The following is a 16,350-nucleotide window of genomic DNA, read 5'->3' as shown; positions in this document are numbered from 1 at the left end:
TGGGCTCCCTTAATGCTTGGGAGAGGTTTAGCGCAGGATGCGATCCGCGCCAAGATAATTTGATCAAAAGTTTGCGTGCTGTGTGATTGCGGCGCCAAATTGCCGCTGATCCAAGCTTGTTTCTGGCAAAAACACCAACGCCTTCTGGTCCCTAAGCGGGGTCAGAAGGCGTGTACTTTCGATCTCTGGCCTCACCGGATCAGGTTCATCCGCAATTTCATCTTGCTGCGCCGCGCCTTTGGCAAGTGACGGTTCAAACGCTTGTTCACATGACCACATATCCCAATGATCGCCAGTGTCAGCAGGATAAAATAGAACGCCAGGATTGGGTAGGGAACAAACGGATTGAAAGTTTTGTCAGCGAAATAGTTGGCATAATACAATGCGTCGCCTTTTTGCCGCCATGTGGGAAATCCCGAAAAATAGACCAGAGTGGTCGCATGGAACATAAAGATCGCTTCGTTGGTATAGGCAGGCCAGGCCAGCCTCATCATGGTTGGCCAGGTGATCCGGCGGAACCTGGACCAGCCCGTCATACCATAGGCATCCGCCGCGTCGATGTCACCTTTGGGGACCGTGCGCAGGGCCCCATAAAAGATCTCGGCGCTATAAGCGGAGGTATTGAGAAACAACACCAGTAGCGCACCCAGCCAGGCCGAGGTCAGCGGCGAAAAGAACGGATTCGCAGTTTTCAGTTGCAGGAACAGGAAATAGGCAAAGAAGAACTGGATGAAAAGCGGCGAGCCGCGAAACAGGAAGATGAACCATTCGGCGGGTTTTCGATAGATTGGATTTTGGGCGCTTTTAGCGACGGCCAGGGCGGTGGCCAGAAAAAACCCTGCCACAATTGCCAGGACGCCAAAGTAGACATTCCAGATCAGGCCAGAGCCAATCAGCGTAAATTGCTCACATAGAGTAAAGTCACTGCGCGGCAGCAGCCGTTCACCCATTCCAAGAGATCGCAGGCCATAGTCCTGCAGGGTTTGAAAACAGCTCATGACGCTTTCCTTTGTGCTGCACCACCCACGGTGGCTTGACCATGCGACAATCGGTTCGTGAGCCGGTCAAGAAACACTTCGGACACTTTGGTGAAGGCCAGATAGAACACCAGCAACCCCAGGAAATACCACATGCGCCAGTCGTCATGCGGATAGGCGGTGAACTTGGCGGTTTTGCTGCCTCCCAGCTCACGGGCCCAATAGACGATGTCTTCGACTCCCAGCAAGAACAGCAGTGGTGTGGCCTTGATAAGAACCATCCAAAGGTTGGAGAGGCCGGGCAGGGCGTAGACCCACATCTGCGGCACCAGAATACGCCAGAATGTTTGGCGATGGGTCATGCCATAGGACTCGGCGGTTTCGATCTGTGCATGGGGCACAGCGCGCATGGCCCCGAACAAAACATTGGCAGCAAAGGCACCAAACACGATGGCAAAGGTCAGCACCGCCAGCGTGAAGCCGTATGTTTCGTGCATCCATTGTGGTGAAGTGCCCAGAGGCATTTTTGCTATAGTGCAAACGACAAAATCGCTGCCCTGGCGAATGGGTTGATCCCAATCCGGGCATTTGACCTGATGGCGCAGCCACTCAATACCCTGATCCAACGCAATCACAAAGAACAGGAAGAACGCAATGTCCGGTACGCCGCGGACGATGGCGATATAGCCTTTGCCCAGCCAGCTTAGCGGTGCAAATCGGGCACGCGCCGCCATGGCCCCACCAAAGCCAAAAAGCATCGCAGTGGGGGCGGTGATCGCCAGCAACAACAGGACCGTTCCAAAAGACATATAGAAGGACGCATGTTTCCCTGTGGTCAGGTAACACGACAGCCATTGGAAACCTTCCAACACTGAGGGGTCAGAGCAATAAGAGAAAATGGCAGACCTCGTCGTCTAATTTGTATTTCACATTAGGAAACAAAGGGGAGCATTGCCCCCCTTTGCTATTGAGCGTGTCAGTTAAGGCGACGGCTTACCAGGTGCCGCCAACTTCCCACTTAGAGATCAGCGTGTTCAGTGTGCCATCCTCTTTCATCGAGGAAATCGCAGCATCAAACTTGCCGCGCAGCTCGCTATCGCTTTCACGGAACGCCATGCCGATGCCGCCACCCAGAGCAACATCTTCGCCGACGAACATCAGATCCGATTCTTCGACTACGGGCTCCAGATAGTCCTTGTCAGCGATGACAGCGTCTGCTTCGCCTGCTTTGACGGCAGCGATGGTTTCGTCCGGGGTGGGGTATTCAACCAGAGTAGCACCAGAATCAACCACGTGGTTGGATTGAATTGTCGCCGTCTGAGCCGCAATAATGCCGCCAGTCAGGTCAACGTCAGCAGACAGTGCTGCGTAGGCCGATGGCGAGGGTGGGGTGTAGCCCTGAGTGAAGTCGACAACTTCCTCACGTTCGGCTGTAATGGACATGCCAGCGATAATGGCATCGTAGTTGCCGGACACCAGGTTGGGGATGATCGAATCCCAGTCATTGGTGACCCATTCGCAAGTCAGCTCAGCGCGTTTACACAGTTCGTCACCCAGCTCGCGCTCGAAACCGTCGACTTCGCCGGCATCGTTGATGAAGTTATATGGAGGGTAAGCACCCTCGGTGCCCAGACGGACGGTATCGGCCATTGCAAAGCTGGCGCTCAGGGCCAGAACAGCGGTGCCCAAAAATAGTGATTTCATGAAATTACTCCCATTTTTTTGTGGTTATTATAGTTAGGTTCAGTGACGTGTGGCGGCCAGAAAGCCGCGCAACCGTTCGGATTGGGTATTGCCAAACACCTCGTCTGGCGATCCCTTTTCTTCGACCAGGCCCTGGTGCAGAAACACGACAGTGTCTGACACATCGGCGGCCAGTTTCATGTCGTGGGTGACGATCAGCATTGTGCGACCTTCGGCGGCCAGATCTTTGATCACCTTGACCACTTCCTGTTCTAGTTCAGGATCGAGTGCCGAGGTCGGCTCATCGAAGAGCAACGCCTGAGGTTCCATGCAGAGGGCGCGGGCAATTGCGGCGCGTTGCTGTTGGCCACCGGACAGTTGGGCCGGGAAAGCATCGCATTTATCGCCAATACCAACCTTGTCCAGATAGCGGCGCGCTTCGACCTCTGCCTCGGCTCGGTCGCGGCCCAACACGGTGACCGGTGCCTCCATTACGTTTTGCAGGATTGTCATATGGGCCCACAGATTAAACTGCTGGAACACCATGCTGAGATTGGTCCGGATGCGCAGAACCTGCTTGGAGTCCGAGGGGCGACGGGCCAGGCCCTGGCCGTTCCATGAGATGGGTTCACCTTTGAACAAGATATCGCCCTGTTGGCTGTCTTCCAGCAGGTTACAGCACCGCAGCAAGGTGGATTTACCAGACCCGGACGAACCGATCAACGATACCACGTCGCCTCGATGGGCAGCGATATCAACTCCCTTGATGACTTCAAGGTCGCCATAAGATTTGTGCAGGCCGCGAATTTCCAGAACAGGTGCTGTGTCAGTCAAGGTCAATATCATCCGGTAACTGTTATGTTGGCGCTAGTATTGGACCTAATTACAACGCCATTGCAACGTGCAATACGGTAGATCCCTGCGTCAATCCGTCGTTTTGTCGGTCTGGAGTACCAGATCGGAAGGTCAAATGCACTCGACCCCGTCAACGCCCAGTCAAAATATGCTGGCGCCACCATGGCTTGTGCACTGGCTTTGTCGTTCCATTTGCGCTGCCAATTGGTGACTATGTTTTTAGAGGACCTGTTTCAAGGAAGCTCTCACCATCAGAAAACTGTCACAAACCGGGGTCACGTCCCTGATGCACCATCAAAGCGGGCCCCAAAGGCGTTGGGACAGCCAGGTAATCGGCAGCGGGAATCGCCAGCAGACCCTTCAGGTGTAGCGTGTCCCTATGGTCTTGGGAGAGGTCGGAAATAGCAGTCTTGATCGCCATAAACAAAGGTTTGGCATCGCGACCCATGGCGGTGATATAGGGCAACACCGGGGTGGGATCCGTCCGGTCAATCACCACCAGATCAGTGGCAAAGCCGTCGTACTTCTGAATGAGCTCCCAGGTCAGCGAATCCAGAGACGCAAAATCGGCACGGCCTTCGGCCACAGCCAGCGCCGAGTCCTGATGGCTGCCGCTTTCCAATAGGTCACCGGGCATCAGGTGCCGGGCGCGGAGATGCGTGATTGGCGCCGACCAGCCAGATTGAGACAGAGCCTCGTTATAGGCAAAGCGTTGACCGTCAAATTCTGCAAGTGCGGCCCCCTGTCGGGTTTTGTGGGCCACGATGACACTATTGTAATAACCTGGCGGGCAGCCCGGCAGGCCATAGTCTGGCGATCCGACCAGCTGGACTTCGCTGTAAAGACGGGTGCGGTAGGGCATGCCGCAGGTCTGTGACAACAGTAAATCGGGCGATCGCCAGATCTCCCAAAAATCGACACCACGTGTCAGGCTGTCAGGGCCGTTGCCCAGCTGTGCTTGAATCGCAGACCAGAACGCGTCATTGGCTGCCGCTGTTTCAGGCCGGTCATACATCCCAAGATGAGCAATCACAGTGCTTTCTCCACACGCTGACGCGCCTGAGCGCTGTCGATATCGCTGACACCCAGAAGATTGGCGGAGAGGCGTAATATCGCATCTTCACTGTTGTCGCGATGACCGTCGGCTAAAACCACCTGCCACAGCGCCTCGATAACGCCAATGCGATCCTCATAAGCGACGGCCTCTTTGATGGCGCGGGTAAAACGGACCGTGTCGGGTGCTTCGGCTTCCATGGCTTCGGCCTGTTCCCGCAAAAGAGTGGCCTCGCCCAGTTCCAGCCCATAACGAGAGGCGGTGATGCGATCGATGCGATCCTGTTCAACATCTGCGTAATTGTGATCCGAGCGGGCAATGCGCACCAATAGTGCAGTCAGCGCCAGGCGGGCGTCTTGTGGGGCCAGCGTCGAGGGAATGGGTTGCAATAGCTTATTCAGCAAATCCTTAAACATCAGTTTTCCTCTGACTGAGACAAAAGTTTGGCTTTGGCTTTGGCGCGGGCAGCCTGACTGTCAGCATGTGATAGGCCCATGGCAATGCGGGCCTCTTCAATGATGGTGATTTCTCCGGGGTGCTCTTTGTTATCTGCAAGCACCACTTCCCACAGGGCATCCATCGCGGCGAGGCGTTCATCGATGCCGGTGGTTTCGCGGATCAACTGACCAAAAGTATCGCTTTCCGGGGCCGCGGCCTGCAATTTCTCGCAGGTGGCGCGTACCTTGGCAGCCTCGATAGCGTTGTGTTGGTACAGCCGCGCCAGAATCCGGTCGATCAGGCTGATTTCTTCAAGCTGGTATTCACGGTCGGACTGCGCCACCCGTACCATCAAAGCCCCCAGCGCCAGTTCCGCGTCAGGGTCAGGCAGCGTCACCGAATTTTTGGGGCGAATGGCCTGAAGCAACTTTTTCAACATTGGCATGACTCTCTCCGAAACAGATGGCCCGACAGGATCAGTTTAGCCACCATAACCTTCAATGATCTCCATGTCGCCGGTAGAAACCGGGTCACGCAGAGCCTTGGCATCTTGATAGGCGACCGAGTCGTAACAGGCCTTGGCGGTGGCGAAATCTTTGAATTCAATCACCACGGTGCGTGCCCGTGTCTGACCTTCGCGGACTTCTTTGGTGCCGCCCCGTATCAAAAATCGGGCCCCGAAGTCAGCAAACGGCGCTGCATTGGCGGTGATATATCCTTGATAGCGGTCCATGTCATCAACATCGACATGCGCAACCCAATACCCTTTTGGCATGTTTCTCTCCCCATATTCGTCTCGGCAAGCTGACGCAATTTTGTGTGTATATCAATGAGTTGCTTTGACTCATTTTCCCCCTACAGCGCCTGGTTGCAATCATGGTGCGTGCAAACACGCATCCTGCACCGGTAGAGACTATTGGGCAGCGTCTAGTTTCGGTCACCCAGCAGAGAGCTGGGTGACCGCGTTTGCTATGTGTGGGGTCAGCCGATTTCAGACAGGCGCGCCAGTGCCTCTTTGATCTGAGCCTCTTCTTCCTCGCGCAGTTGCAGGTTGGCGCGGGTTTCTGCGACCACCTCGGCAGGGGCTGAGTCTGCGAATTTCGGGTTCTTCAGCCGGCCCCGCAACCCGCCCAGCTCTTTCATCAGCTTGCCAAGGTTCTTCTCCTGGCGGGCCTTTTCGGCCGCGACATCAATGATCTCGGCCAGTGGTAGCGCAAAAGAGGCCCCCGGTGCACCAATCGAGATGCAGCCCTTTGGCAGGGTGTCAGCCTTGGTGAGGCTTTCAATGCGGGCAAAGCGTTTGATCAGCTCGCCATTGCGATCCCAGTAGGCCTGACCATCCGCATCAATCTCAGTCACCAGCATCGGCACCTTGGCCCCTGCGGGTACGTTCAACTGCGCACGGGCGGAGCGGATGTTGTCAATCACTGCGATCACCCAGTTCATCTCACGCTCGGCATCCGCATCGACCAAATCAGCCGCCGTGTAAGTCGGCCAGTTGGCATGCACGAGCATCTGTGCCGCTTCACCATCCGCATACCCACGGCCCTGGGTGACGTTCCAGATTTCCTCGGTCACAAAGGGCATGATCGGGTGCATCAGGATCAGCGCCTGATCGACGGCCCAGGCATAGACCGCCTGTGTTTCATCCTTAGCGGCCTGATCGTCGGCAAAGAAGATCGGCTTGGTGAACTCCAGATAGCGCGCACAGAAGCTGTTCCAGAAGAAGGAATAGAGCGCATTGGCAGCGTCGTTAAACCGATAGGCTTCGAACGCGCCATCGACCTCTTCGCGCAACTTGGCAATCTCACCGATGATCCAGCGGTTCAGGGGCAGGGTTGCCTTGGGTGGCTCTGCTCCCCGTGCCGCGCTGAAGGCATCGATCTGGCTGTCACCATAGGAACAGGCCTGCCAGATCTTGGTGACAAAGTTACGGTAGCCTTCGATCCGTTTCATGTCGAGTTTAAGCACACCACCAAGCGAGGCCATGGCCGCATTGGTGAACCGCAGCGCGTCGGCGCCGTATTCGTCAATGATTTCCAACGGGTCGACGACGTTGCCGGTGCTCTTCGACATCTTCTTGCCCTTGGCGTCGCGCACAAGCCCATGCAGGTAGACAGTGTCGAACGGGATTTTCTCGGCAACCGGACGGTCCGACAGAACCGCCATCTGCATCATCATCATCCGCGCAACCCAGAAAAACAGGATGTCTTGCCCGGTGACAAGGGTCGAGGTTGGGAAGTATTTCTGCATCTCGGCGGTGTCTTCGGGCCAGCCGAGGGTGCCGATAGGCCAGAGGCCGGAGGAGAACCAGGTGTCGAGCACGTCGGGGTCGCGCAGAAGCTGGATTTTAGGTGATTGCGATTCCTTGTTCAAAGTCTTTTCGCTGAGGTCAAATTCTTCAACTTCAGCAACAGCGAAATCAGTTTCTTCGATTGGGTCCCAAGTTACTTTGTTGTAGCCCTGTTCGTTCAGGGATGCGGTTCTATAATATTCCTTGGCCTTTTGACGGGCGTCACTAAAAGATGCTGCGCAGAAAGAAACTCTATCTCCGATATCATATGAGAGAGAAAGCGTTTCTGCATCTCCAGCCCATGTTTCGTCCACATCAGCTTTCTTTACCAATCCCGGCCCATACCAAACCGGAATCTGATGGCCCCACCATAGCTGGCGCGAGATGCACCAGGGCTCGATGTTTTCCAGCCAGTGGTAATAAACTTTTTCGCCGCTTTCCGGCAGGATTTTCACATCGCCATTTTTAACCGCGTCGAGCGCCGGGCCGACGATCTTGTCGGTCTCAACAAACCACTGGTCCGTCAGCATCGGCTCGATCACCACCTTCGATCTGTCGCCAAAGGGCTGCATGATCGGCTTATTCTCGACATATGGAACGGTTTCCGAAACCTCAGTCTCGTTTCCGTCCTCGTCCTTCACCGTTTTGGATACGGTTTGCATCACCGCCAGCCCCTCGGCGGTGATATCGGCAACAACCCGCGCGCGCGCTTCAAACCGATCCAACCCACGGTATTCCTCGGGCACCAGGTTCATCGCCGCGATAGAGGCTACAGTGAATTCCGCCTCGCCATTGGCGATGGCCTGCGCGGTGGTGGCTTCTTCGACATAAGGCGCGCCGTCGCTGCGCATATTCGCCTTGGTGTCCATCAGGTTGTACATCGGAATGCCGCCACGTTTGGCAACCTGATAGTCGTTGAAATCATGCGCACCGGTGATTTTCACTGCACCAGAACCAAAGTCCTTATCCGGGTATTCATCGGTGATGATCGGAATCAACCGGCGCTGCGCTTTGGGACCAACCGGGATTTCACACAACATGCCAACAATAGGCGCGTAACGCTCGTCCGAGGGATGCACCGCAACCGCGCCATCACCCAGCATCGTCTCAGGCCGGGTGGTGGCAATAGAGATATAATCGCGCTCCTCACGGAAGGTGACATTCCCGTCTTCATCTTTTTCCAAATACTCATAAGTCGCTCCACCTGCGAGCGGGTACTTGAAATGCCACATGTGACCGGGAGTTTCGATATTCTCGACTTCCAGATCCGAGATCGCAGTTTCAAAATGCGGGTCCCAGTTGACCAGTCGTTTGCCGCGATAAATCAAGCCCTTGTTGTACATCTCAACAAAGACTTTGATTACGGCATCGTGGAAGTTAGGCGAGTTCTCGTGGCCCGTGCGGGTGTCACCCGCAGCACCGGACATGGTAAAGGCGGTGCGGTCAAAGTCACAAGAGGCGCCAAGGCGTTTGAGTTGCTCGACAATCGTGCCGCCGGATTGTTCTTTCCAGGCCCAGATTTTGCTCAAAAAGTCTTCACGGCTGAAATCGGTACGTTTCTTGCACTCTCTAGCCAGTTCGCGCTCAACCACCATCTGGGTGGCGATGCCTGCATGGTCCGTACCGGGCTGCCACAGGGTATCAAACCCCTGCATGCGTTTCCAACGGATCAGGATGTCCTGCAGGGTGTTGTTGAACGCATGTCCCATGTGCAGAACACCGGTCACATTGGGCGGCGGGATCATGATCGAGAACGAAGAAGCGCCAGGTTTGGCGTTTGCCCCCGCCTTGAAACAGCCTGCTTCGTCCCAGGCCTTATACAGCCGGTCTTCGGCTTCGGCCGCGTTGAATGTCTTTTCCATCGCCATGCGCTTTGTCCTGAATAGGTATCCTTGGTTGAGGTTTCCCATATCGAATAGGCGCGCTAAGGGGAAGGGATCAGAGGGATTCTTGTGTTCGCAAGTCCAGGTCGTTTCCGCTGACGTCAGAATATGAGTATTTTTTAAAAGGTGAAATACGCGCCGCATCTCGATTGACTGGTCCACTCCCGCCAAGAGCTTCATCTTTTTCCAAATACTCATTAACGAGCCGCGCAAAGAGATGTGACATTAGTGGGTCTTGCTTAAGGGCAATATGCGGGTCAGGTGCGGTCCAGCTTGGTGGCCAGGTGGATCAGGCTTTCCGAAGATTTCACTCCGCGCGCCTCGCCGATGCGGTCGATAGTTTCGTCCAGTTCGGTGGTTGTCTGCGCGACCACTTGTGCCAATAGGTCGAACCGCCCCGAGGTTGTGTGCACCACTTGCACGCCGGACAAACTGTGCAACCGTGACAACACTTCGGGTCCCGAGCGTGGCTCAATTGAGATCAGCACGGTTGCTTGAAGAGGCGGTCGGGTGACAGCTGAGGCACGCAGGGTATAGCCGGATATTACGCCGCTATTTTCAAGCCGCTCGATGCGCGCTTGGACGGTTGTGCGTGCGAGACTCAACTGGCGTGCCAAGTCTGCCACGGGGCGGCGGGCGTTTTCACGCAGCAATGCAATGAGTTTCTTATCGATATCGTCAGATTGCATGGTAATCCCGCTGTTGTGCCGATTATTTTCGTCGTTATAGTCGGTCTGCAGGGTGAATTCGACGGGAAATTGATGTTTTCTAGAGAAAAACAACGAGGCTTTCCCTATGCAGCATATTCCCCCTTTGTGGCACGCCCCAGAAACTCACCTTGCACGGCATCAGCCTGATCACCCGATCCTCTATTTTTCGCCGCGTGTTTTGCACCAAACGGCAGCCCGGTTTCAGGTCGGTTTTCCCGGGTTGGTGACCTATGCGGTCAAGGCGAACCCGCACCCGGCTGTGCTGTCTAACCTAGTTGCCGCTGGGATAGAAACCTTTGATGTTGCCTCACCCGGTGAGATGGCAGCGGTTCGTGCTGCAAGCCCGACCGCAGTGATGCATTACAACAATCCTGTCCGGTCACAGGCCGAGGTGCAGGCCGGTATTGAACATGGTGTTGCCAGTTGGTCAGTGGATGAGCTGAGCGAGTTGGAAAAGTTGACAGATGTTCCGCGCAGCTGTGAAATCGCTGTGCGCTTTGCCTTGCCGGTTTCTGGAGCGGCCTATGATTTTGGGAGTAAATTCGGCGCGGCACCGGAGCAGGCGGTTGAATTATTGAAACGGGTGGCTGCGGCGGGCTGGTCACCGTCGCTGTGTTTCCACCCTGGAACCCAATGTGAGGATCCAAATGCCTGGGTCGAGTATGTGGCCGAAGCAAGCCGGATATGTGAGGCAGCTGGGGTTAGGATTTCCCGCCTGAATATTGGTGGCGGATTTGCCGCCAATCGTGACGGCATTGCGCCAGATCTGGAACGAGCATTTGATGCTATCGCACAGGCGGCGATACGCGCATTTGGTTCCAACCACCCTGTGTTGATCTGCGAACCTGGGCGCGCCATGGTGTCCGAAGCGTTTACTTTGGCGGCGCGGATTAAGGGCATGCGCAAAAACGGAGACGTGGTGTTCCTGAACGATGGTATCTATGGCGGATTGGTTGACATCCGGGACATGGGCTTGCCGGGGCGTGTTTATGTTGTGTCTGGCGATGGCGCTCACCGCACCAAAACGGCGACTCCACGGGTGGTGTTTGGTCCAACCTGTGATAGCCTCGATCGGTTGCCCGATGGGTTGCCCTTGGCGCAGGATGCCCAGGTGGGGGATTACGTCCTCATTCCAGGGTTGGGAGCATATTCCTCGGCGATGAGCACCCAGTTTAACGGCTACGGGTTGTCTGATGTCGCGACTGTTATCGAGTTGATCGAAGCGAATCCCGGCAAAACAGCTTTTGATTCACAGCGGTTTAATGGCTAGTCGTTTGCCAGATTTAACGTCTTTTTCTTCACCTGTTTCTTGATGACACGAAATGGATCTATGCTGCGCGTGGTGGTGTTACGAAATCGAAAGTATTTTGGGTGAGTCTGTTCCGGCAAGGGACGTAGAACATCTGAGGAATGATCAAGGACCCGACCCGCGAAACATATGCAGCTGTCGTTGCTATCGGTTGACCCTATTACAATAGGATTTACTTCAATGTCAGCGCTTTGGTGCATATCAGATGCGCCATTTAGGGTTGGTTGGTCACAGACAAACACCGGATCTAAAGGTCGACAGATCACAGCCCCGGATTTAGTTCGTAACGCCCCGGTGTGTCGGTAGAGCCAGAGATCTGGCTCTGCTGGAACAATGGAAAGTGGTGAGGAATGTCATTTACGCAGTTGAGTAAGCGGATCATTGGATGGCTCGGGCGGCCACTTCGGTCAGAGCATTCTGGCGAAACCAAAGTGAGGGGACCGCGGGCTCATGTGATCATTCTAGACGGAACCATGTCGACGCTAGAACCGGGGCAGGAAACCCACGCCGGGAAAACCTATCAATTGTGCCGCGAAATGGGCGGTAAAGTCTCAGTTTTCTATGAGGCTGGGGTTCAATGGCCCAACTGGCGCAGAACTCTAGATGTCATGACCGGACGTGGCATTAACAGGCAAATTCGCCGTGCCTATGGCTATCTCGCGTCACGCTATCGCCCCGGCGACCAAATATTTCTGATTGGCTATTCTCGCGGTGCCTATGCAGTCCGGTCGCTGGCCGGCGTGATTGATCAGGTTGGCTTGCTCAAGGCCGAACACGCAACTGTCCGAAATATTCGCACCGCCTACCGCCACTATCAGGGCGCAGGGAGCGACGCATCTGCGCATTTTTCTCAGGCCTTTTGCCACGAAACGGCAAACATTGAAATGATCGGTGTGTGGGAAACGGTGAAGGCGCTGGGCCTGCGGTTGCCGCTACTATGGCGCTGGGCTGAATCGCAACATGCGTTTCACAACCACCAATTGGGGCACAATATTCGAAATGGTTTTCAGGCACTGGCGCTGGATGAGACCAGAAAAATGTTCGAACCTGTTCTGTGGGACTGTCCTTCGGGATGGCAAGGCCATGTGGAACAGGTTTGGTTTCGCGGTGCGCATGGCGATGTCGGTGGTCAATTGGGCGGATTTGAGGAGGCGCGGCCATTGGCCAATATACCATTCGTCTGGATGCTGGAGAAAGCCGAAAACTGCGGCTTACCACTGCCTGTGAACTGGCGGGTACGGTTTCCGGTCGATCCGATGGCGCCCTCTGTCGGGACCTGGCGCAGCTGGGGTAAAGTATTTTTACTGCGCAGCCGTCGCCGCGTGGGGCTGGATCGCAGTGAGCGGTTACACAGCAGTGTAGGGGCCAGTTCAATCTCTAAAGCCACTGGAATGCAGGCGCTGAGATCTAAGGCGGCCCGCTGACTGCAAATGCCGGGCGCCACTGTCATCAGCACCGCAAAGCCAAATAATCGACACAGAAGCCCCGATTGATCTTTCACTTCATCTTTTACTGAAAATACTCATATCCAGACCCTGCAAATATCCCGATCGTCAGCGTTTTGCACCAGACAGGGTCATGACAATACAGGTGGTCGATCCGGTCGCATAAAGCCGCCCGTCTTCGACACCACGAATTTCCCCACGCGCAACACCCGTTGATCGGCCGACGTGTTCGGTCACACCGGTGCAGTCGACCATCATGCCAAGCGGAATGGATTTCAGAATGTTGATTTTGTATTCCAGCGTTGTGTAGATCGCGCCCCTTGGAATACCGGTCATCACGGCACAGGCCATGGCACTGTCCAGCAACGTGCCGTACCAGCCACCATGCACGGTTCCCATCGGATTGGTGGTGGCGAATTCCGGAACGCCGCGAAACACCACGCGGCCTTCCTCGACACTGTGCAAATGATAATTGAGGGTCTCGGCAATGGGCGGACCGGGGAAGGAGCCGTCGAGAATACCGCTCATGAACTGCAGCCCCGACATCTCGCTAATCTGACTGGGTTTCAGCAATTCATCTGGAGACTGCGCATAGTACATGTCGTGTTCCTTTTGGTCGGACCCTAGGAACACGACATGTTGCGGGCAAGTTTTACGCCACGTTCTCTAGCGATACTTTGGGAACGACGCCCAGCGCATGGCATACGTCGCGGGTCAGTTCAGGACGGTTCATTGTGTAGAAATGCAGCTTCTCCACGCCACCATCGAGCAGTTCAGAACAAAGCTCGGTGCAGATAGCCGTGGCCAAAAGATCCTCGCGGTTGTCGCGAATAGCCTTGTTAAAGGCGTCGTCGACCCAGGCCGGGATCACTGTGCCACAGCGATTGGCAAAGTTACGTGCCCCTTTCCAGTTCTCAATTGGCAGGATGCCGGGAGTTAGCAGATGATCAATGCCCGCCTTGGCACATTTGTCGCGAAAGCGGAAAAACGTCTCGGCTTCAAAGAAGAACTGGGTCAGCGCTTCGCCAGCGCCAGCGTCAATCTTGCGTTTCAGCCAATCGACATCAGCAGTGCTGCTGGCCGCCTCTGGGTGACGGTCCGGATAAGCACCAACGCGGATGTTGAACCTGCCGGACACTGCCAGCGCCTCGATCAGTTCGACGGAACTGGCAAAACCATCGGGGTGGGGGGTAAAGCCGCCAGCGCCCTTGGGGGGATCACCGCGCAGGGCAACGATGTCTTTCACACCGGCAGCCGCAAACTGGTCCGCGATCTCCAGTGTTTCGGCGCGGGTGGCGTCGACGCAGGTCAAATGGGCGGCTACATTCAGGCCCGAGGATTTATGCAAGGTCGCCACCGCGTCGCGGGTCAAATCACGGGTCGTGCCACCAGCACCGTAGGTGACTGAGATGAACCTCGGCTCCAGAGGCGATAGCACTTGCATGGTGTCCCACAGGCGAAAAGACCCTTCGAGGTTCTTTGGTGGGAAAAATTCAAATGAAATCTCTGGCGTCGTCATCCGGGGCGTCTCCTGTTCAACTTCGCTCTTGTTGCACGCGCAGCATTGTGAGACAAATTCATAATTCTCAAGAACAACATGAGTGAAGTGATAGGATGCACATCGAATTCCGCCACCTGCGAACCGTCAAGGCCATACATGAAGCAGGCGGCTTGGCGCGTGCAGCCGACCAGTTGAACATCACCCAGAGCGCGTTAAGTCATCAGATCAAGGGGTTAGAGGAACAGGCTGGTGTTGAGCTGTTTCTGCGCCGCTCTAAGCCGATGAAATTATCTGCCGCTGGATTGCGATTGTTGCGACTGGCAGAACAGGTTTTGCCTCAAATTGAGTCTATGCAAGCCGAGTTTTCTGCGCTGCGTGATGGTCATACGGGCCGAATGCACATCGCAATTGAATGCCATGCTTGTTTTGAGTGGTTGTTTCCTGTGCTGGAAGGGTTCCGCAGAAGCTGGTCGGATGTGGATGTGGATATTCGGCCTGGTCTGGCGTTTGACGCGCTGACGGCGTTGCAAAAAGAAGAGGTCGATCTGGTGGTGTCTTCGGATCCCGAGCAGATCTCAGGGGTCGATTTCATCGAGCTGTTTGATTACGCGCCGGTGTTTGTGGCCGCAGCTCAACATCCCCTGGCGAGCAAGTCGTTTGTCGACGCAGAGGATTTCGTTGGACAGACGCTGATCACCTATCCGGTGGAAAAATCCAAATTGGACGTGTTCAGCCAGCTGTTGATCCCGGCTGGGGTGGAACCGGGTTCTATTCGGCAAGTTGAACTGACGGCGGTGATCCTACTGTTGGTGGCCTCAAATCGTGGTGTTTCGGTATTGCCCGATTGGGTGGTGCGCGAGGTGAAATACTCGTCAGACTATGTCACCCGGCCGCTGACCCGCGAAGGCATCACCCGCAGTCTTTATGCAGCGATACGCAGTGAGGATCGCGAAAAGCCGTTTATGCAAGAGTTGATCCGTTTGGCTAAGGTTGAGGCCCGTAAGTTGCAATTACAATAGAACGTCGTTGGTTCGATTTTGTGGCAACATCTGCGCGTGCCAGCACGTGCCCTGCGACGATCGTAAGACAATGGGGCGGGTGTAGGGTGAGTGTTTACACGCACCTTCAGCCCGCCCCAATCCAAATCAGACCAATTTCACGATCTGTTTGCCCATATTTCCGCCCTTTAACATTGCCATAAAGGCAGCAGGAGCGTTTTCCAGACCTTCAGCGATATCCTCAAGGTAGCGGATTTCGCCACTGGCGATCAAAGGGGCAACCTCCTTCATGAACACGGGGTATTGGTCGAAATGGTTCATGATGATGAACCCGTTTACTGACAGGTATTTCACCAGGATATTGCGCCAAATCATCGGGGCCGTGAGGTCTGCATCTGCTCCTTTCGCGCCGCCATACCAACTGATCATGCCGCAAACCGGGATGCGGCCAAAGTCATTCATCAAGGGCAGAACGGCCTCGAGAACCTTGCCAGCGACGTTTTCAAAATAGATGTCGATACCATCGGGGCAAGCGGCGCCCAATGCCTCGCGCAGGGCAGCGGCATCTGCATAGCTGCGGTGGTCGAGGCAAACGTCAAAGCCAAAAGTCTCAACTGCCAGGGCACATTTATCGGCGCCGCCAGCAATGCCAACCGTGCGCAGGCCCGCCCGCTTGGCCAATTGCCCAACCATGGAACCAACCGGCCCGGTGGCAGCGGCAACAACCAGCGTTTCGCCGGCTTTTGGTTTGCCGTGTTCATTCAGGCCATACCAACCCGTCAACCCCGGCATGCCAAGAACGCCGAGCGCCACAGTGATTGGTCCCTGATTTGGATCTACCTTTTGCAATTGATTGGCGGGCAGGCAGCCATGGCTGACCCAGCCAAACATGCCAAAAGCGAAGTCGCCGGGTTGAAAGGCAGGGCTGTTCGAGGCAAGCACTTCTCCTACGGCGCCGGCTTCCATGGTGCCACCAATAGCGACGGGGGCTGCATATGATTTGGCATCGTCCATGCGCCCGCGCATATAGGGGTCCAAGGACATATAATGTAACTTCACCAAGACCTCTCCGGGGCCCGGGGTCGGTAGAACAGAGGTTTCAAAACTGAAGTTTTCAGCAGTGGGCGCACCGGTGGGGCGACTGGCCAGCGCGATACGTTGCATTTGGTCCGACATGGAAATCTCCGTTGCTGTTTGACTGCGG

16 protein-coding genes are annotated in these 16,350 nt (G+C 55.4%); 3 read left to right on the top strand and 13 right to left on the bottom strand.

Translation table 11 applies throughout. The features are described 5' to 3' along the window. Window positions 1–191: 191 nt before the first annotated feature. The 10 genes from EBB79_RS13335 to EBB79_RS13290 all read right to left on the bottom strand — a co-directional run bounded on the left by EBB79_RS13335 (window position 192) and on the right by EBB79_RS13290 (window position 9,872). The gene (locus tag EBB79_RS13335) at window positions 192–998 is read right to left on the bottom strand and encodes an ABC transporter permease (protein WP_127749343.1); all 807 of its coding nucleotides are present in this window, start codon (window positions 996–998) and stop codon (window positions 192–194) included. After that, window positions 995–1,876 (bottom strand): ABC transporter permease, encoded by an 882-nt coding sequence (locus tag EBB79_RS13330; RefSeq protein WP_127749342.1) that lies wholly within the window; start codon window positions 1,874–1,876, stop codon window positions 995–997. Before EBB79_RS13330 ends, EBB79_RS13335 begins: the two co-directional genes overlap by 4 nt. 94 nt (window positions 1,877–1,970) lie before the next feature. Continuing rightward, on the bottom strand, window positions 1,971–2,681 hold the full coding sequence (locus tag EBB79_RS13325) for a transporter substrate-binding domain-containing protein (RefSeq protein ID WP_127749341.1): 711 nt from the start codon (window positions 2,679–2,681) through the stop codon (window positions 1,971–1,973). A gap of 39 nt (window positions 2,682–2,720) precedes the next feature. Beyond that, complete coding sequence (locus tag EBB79_RS13320; protein ID WP_127749340.1) at window positions 2,721–3,494, bottom strand: ABC transporter ATP-binding protein; 774 nt, start codon at window positions 3,492–3,494, stop codon at window positions 2,721–2,723. Between the two features lie 283 nt (window positions 3,495–3,777). Beyond that, the gene (locus EBB79_RS13315; protein WP_127749339.1) at window positions 3,778–4,548 is read right to left on the bottom strand and encodes a phosphate/phosphite/phosphonate ABC transporter substrate-binding protein; all 771 of its coding nucleotides are present in this window, start codon (window positions 4,546–4,548) and stop codon (window positions 3,778–3,780) included. Next, entirely contained in the window at window positions 4,545–4,985 is a 441-nt protein-coding gene (locus EBB79_RS13310; protein WP_127749338.1) for a tellurite resistance TerB family protein, read from the bottom strand. The genes EBB79_RS13315 and EBB79_RS13310 overlap by 4 nt, the downstream gene beginning before the upstream one ends. Beyond that, on the bottom strand, window positions 4,985–5,446 hold the full coding sequence (locus EBB79_RS13305) for a tellurite resistance TerB family protein (protein WP_127750995.1): 462 nt from the start codon (window positions 5,444–5,446) through the stop codon (window positions 4,985–4,987). The genes EBB79_RS13310 and EBB79_RS13305 overlap by 1 nt, the downstream gene beginning before the upstream one ends. Window positions 5,447–5,488: 42 nt before the next feature. After that, entirely contained in the window at window positions 5,489–5,782 is a 294-nt protein-coding gene (locus EBB79_RS13300) for a DUF1330 domain-containing protein (protein ID WP_127749337.1), read from the bottom strand. Window positions 5,783–5,988: 206 nt separating this feature from the next. Further along, window positions 5,989–9,168 carry a valine--tRNA ligase gene (locus EBB79_RS13295; protein WP_127749336.1) on the bottom strand — a complete coding sequence of 1,060 codons (3,180 nt, stop codon included), beginning with the start codon at window positions 9,166–9,168 and terminating at the stop codon, window positions 5,989–5,991. Window positions 9,169–9,440: 272 nt separating this feature from the next. After that, entirely contained in the window at window positions 9,441–9,872 is a 432-nt protein-coding gene (locus EBB79_RS13290) for an Lrp/AsnC family transcriptional regulator (RefSeq protein WP_127750994.1), read from the bottom strand. Window positions 9,873–9,978: 106 nt separating this feature from the next. Between EBB79_RS13290 and EBB79_RS13285 the strand changes: the two genes are divergently transcribed. Then, complete coding sequence (locus EBB79_RS13285) at window positions 9,979–11,163, top strand: type III PLP-dependent enzyme (RefSeq protein ID WP_127749335.1); 1,185 nt, start codon at window positions 9,979–9,981, stop codon at window positions 11,161–11,163. 389 nt (window positions 11,164–11,552) lie between these two features. Then, complete coding sequence (locus EBB79_RS13280) at window positions 11,553–12,626, top strand: DUF2235 domain-containing protein (RefSeq protein WP_127749334.1); 1,074 nt, start codon at window positions 11,553–11,555, stop codon at window positions 12,624–12,626. A 129-nt stretch (window positions 12,627–12,755) separates the two neighbouring features. Here EBB79_RS13280 and EBB79_RS13275 read toward each other — a convergent pair whose 3' ends face one another. Then, complete coding sequence (locus EBB79_RS13275) at window positions 12,756–13,247, bottom strand: PaaI family thioesterase (RefSeq protein WP_127749333.1); 492 nt, start codon at window positions 13,245–13,247, stop codon at window positions 12,756–12,758. A 52-nt stretch (window positions 13,248–13,299) separates the two neighbouring features. Next, a complete protein-coding gene (metF, locus tag EBB79_RS13270) occupies window positions 13,300–14,166 on the bottom strand; it encodes a methylenetetrahydrofolate reductase [NAD(P)H] (RefSeq protein WP_127749332.1) in 867 nt (288 codons plus the stop codon). Between the two features lie 95 nt (window positions 14,167–14,261). Here metF and EBB79_RS13265 point away from each other — a divergent pair, with 95 nt between their 5' ends. Further along, a complete protein-coding gene (locus EBB79_RS13265; RefSeq protein WP_127749331.1) occupies window positions 14,262–15,167 on the top strand; it encodes a LysR family transcriptional regulator in 906 nt (301 codons plus the stop codon). A gap of 126 nt (window positions 15,168–15,293) precedes the next feature. On the opposite strand, the gene EBB79_RS13260 is transcribed toward EBB79_RS13265, so the two are convergent. Continuing rightward, complete coding sequence (locus EBB79_RS13260) at window positions 15,294–16,322, bottom strand: NADP-dependent oxidoreductase (RefSeq protein ID WP_127749330.1); 1,029 nt, start codon at window positions 16,320–16,322, stop codon at window positions 15,294–15,296. Window positions 16,323–16,350: the final 28 nt, after the last annotated feature.

Origin of the sequence: Parasedimentitalea marina (genome assembly GCF_004006175.1) — a bacterium.
Classification (GTDB): domain Bacteria; phylum Pseudomonadota; class Alphaproteobacteria; order Rhodobacterales; family Rhodobacteraceae; genus Parasedimentitalea; species Parasedimentitalea marina.
This window is presented reverse-complemented; position numbering and strand designations above follow the sequence as displayed.

Excerpts from the sequence above, each read along its gene's own strand:
- EBB79_RS13300 (WP_127749337.1), bottom strand. The coding sequence starts at position 5,782 with ATGCCAAAAGGGTATTGGGTTGCGCATGTCGATGTTGATGACATGGAC.
- EBB79_RS13305 (WP_127750995.1), bottom strand. The coding sequence starts at position 5,446 with ATGTTGAAAAAGTTGCTTCAGGCCATTCGCCCCAAAAATTCGGTGACG.
- EBB79_RS13295 (WP_127749336.1), bottom strand. The coding sequence starts at position 9,168 with ATGGCGATGGAAAAGACATTCAACGCGGCCGAAGCCGAAGACCGGCTG.
- EBB79_RS13280 (WP_127749334.1), top strand. The coding sequence starts at position 11,553 with ATGTCATTTACGCAGTTGAGTAAGCGGATCATTGGATGGCTCGGGCGG.
- EBB79_RS13310 (WP_127749338.1), bottom strand. The coding sequence starts at position 4,985 with ATGTTTAAGGATTTGCTGAATAAGCTATTGCAACCCATTCCCTCGACG.
- EBB79_RS13275 (WP_127749333.1), bottom strand. The coding sequence starts at position 13,247 with ATGTACTATGCGCAGTCTCCAGATGAATTGCTGAAACCCAGTCAGATT.
- EBB79_RS13265 (WP_127749331.1), top strand. The coding sequence starts at position 14,262 with ATGCACATCGAATTCCGCCACCTGCGAACCGTCAAGGCCATACATGAA.
- EBB79_RS13290 (WP_127750994.1), bottom strand. The coding sequence starts at position 9,872 with ATGCAATCTGACGATATCGATAAGAAACTCATTGCATTGCTGCGTGAA.
- EBB79_RS13325 (WP_127749341.1), bottom strand. The coding sequence starts at position 2,681 with ATGAAATCACTATTTTTGGGCACCGCTGTTCTGGCCCTGAGCGCCAGC.
- EBB79_RS13335 (WP_127749343.1), bottom strand. The coding sequence starts at position 998 with ATGAGCTGTTTTCAAACCCTGCAGGACTATGGCCTGCGATCTCTTGGA.
- EBB79_RS13260 (WP_127749330.1), bottom strand. The coding sequence starts at position 16,322 with ATGTCGGACCAAATGCAACGTATCGCGCTGGCCAGTCGCCCCACCGGT.
- metF (WP_127749332.1), bottom strand. The coding sequence starts at position 14,166 with ATGACGACGCCAGAGATTTCATTTGAATTTTTCCCACCAAAGAACCTC.
- EBB79_RS13285 (WP_127749335.1), top strand. The coding sequence starts at position 9,979 with ATGCAGCATATTCCCCCTTTGTGGCACGCCCCAGAAACTCACCTTGCA.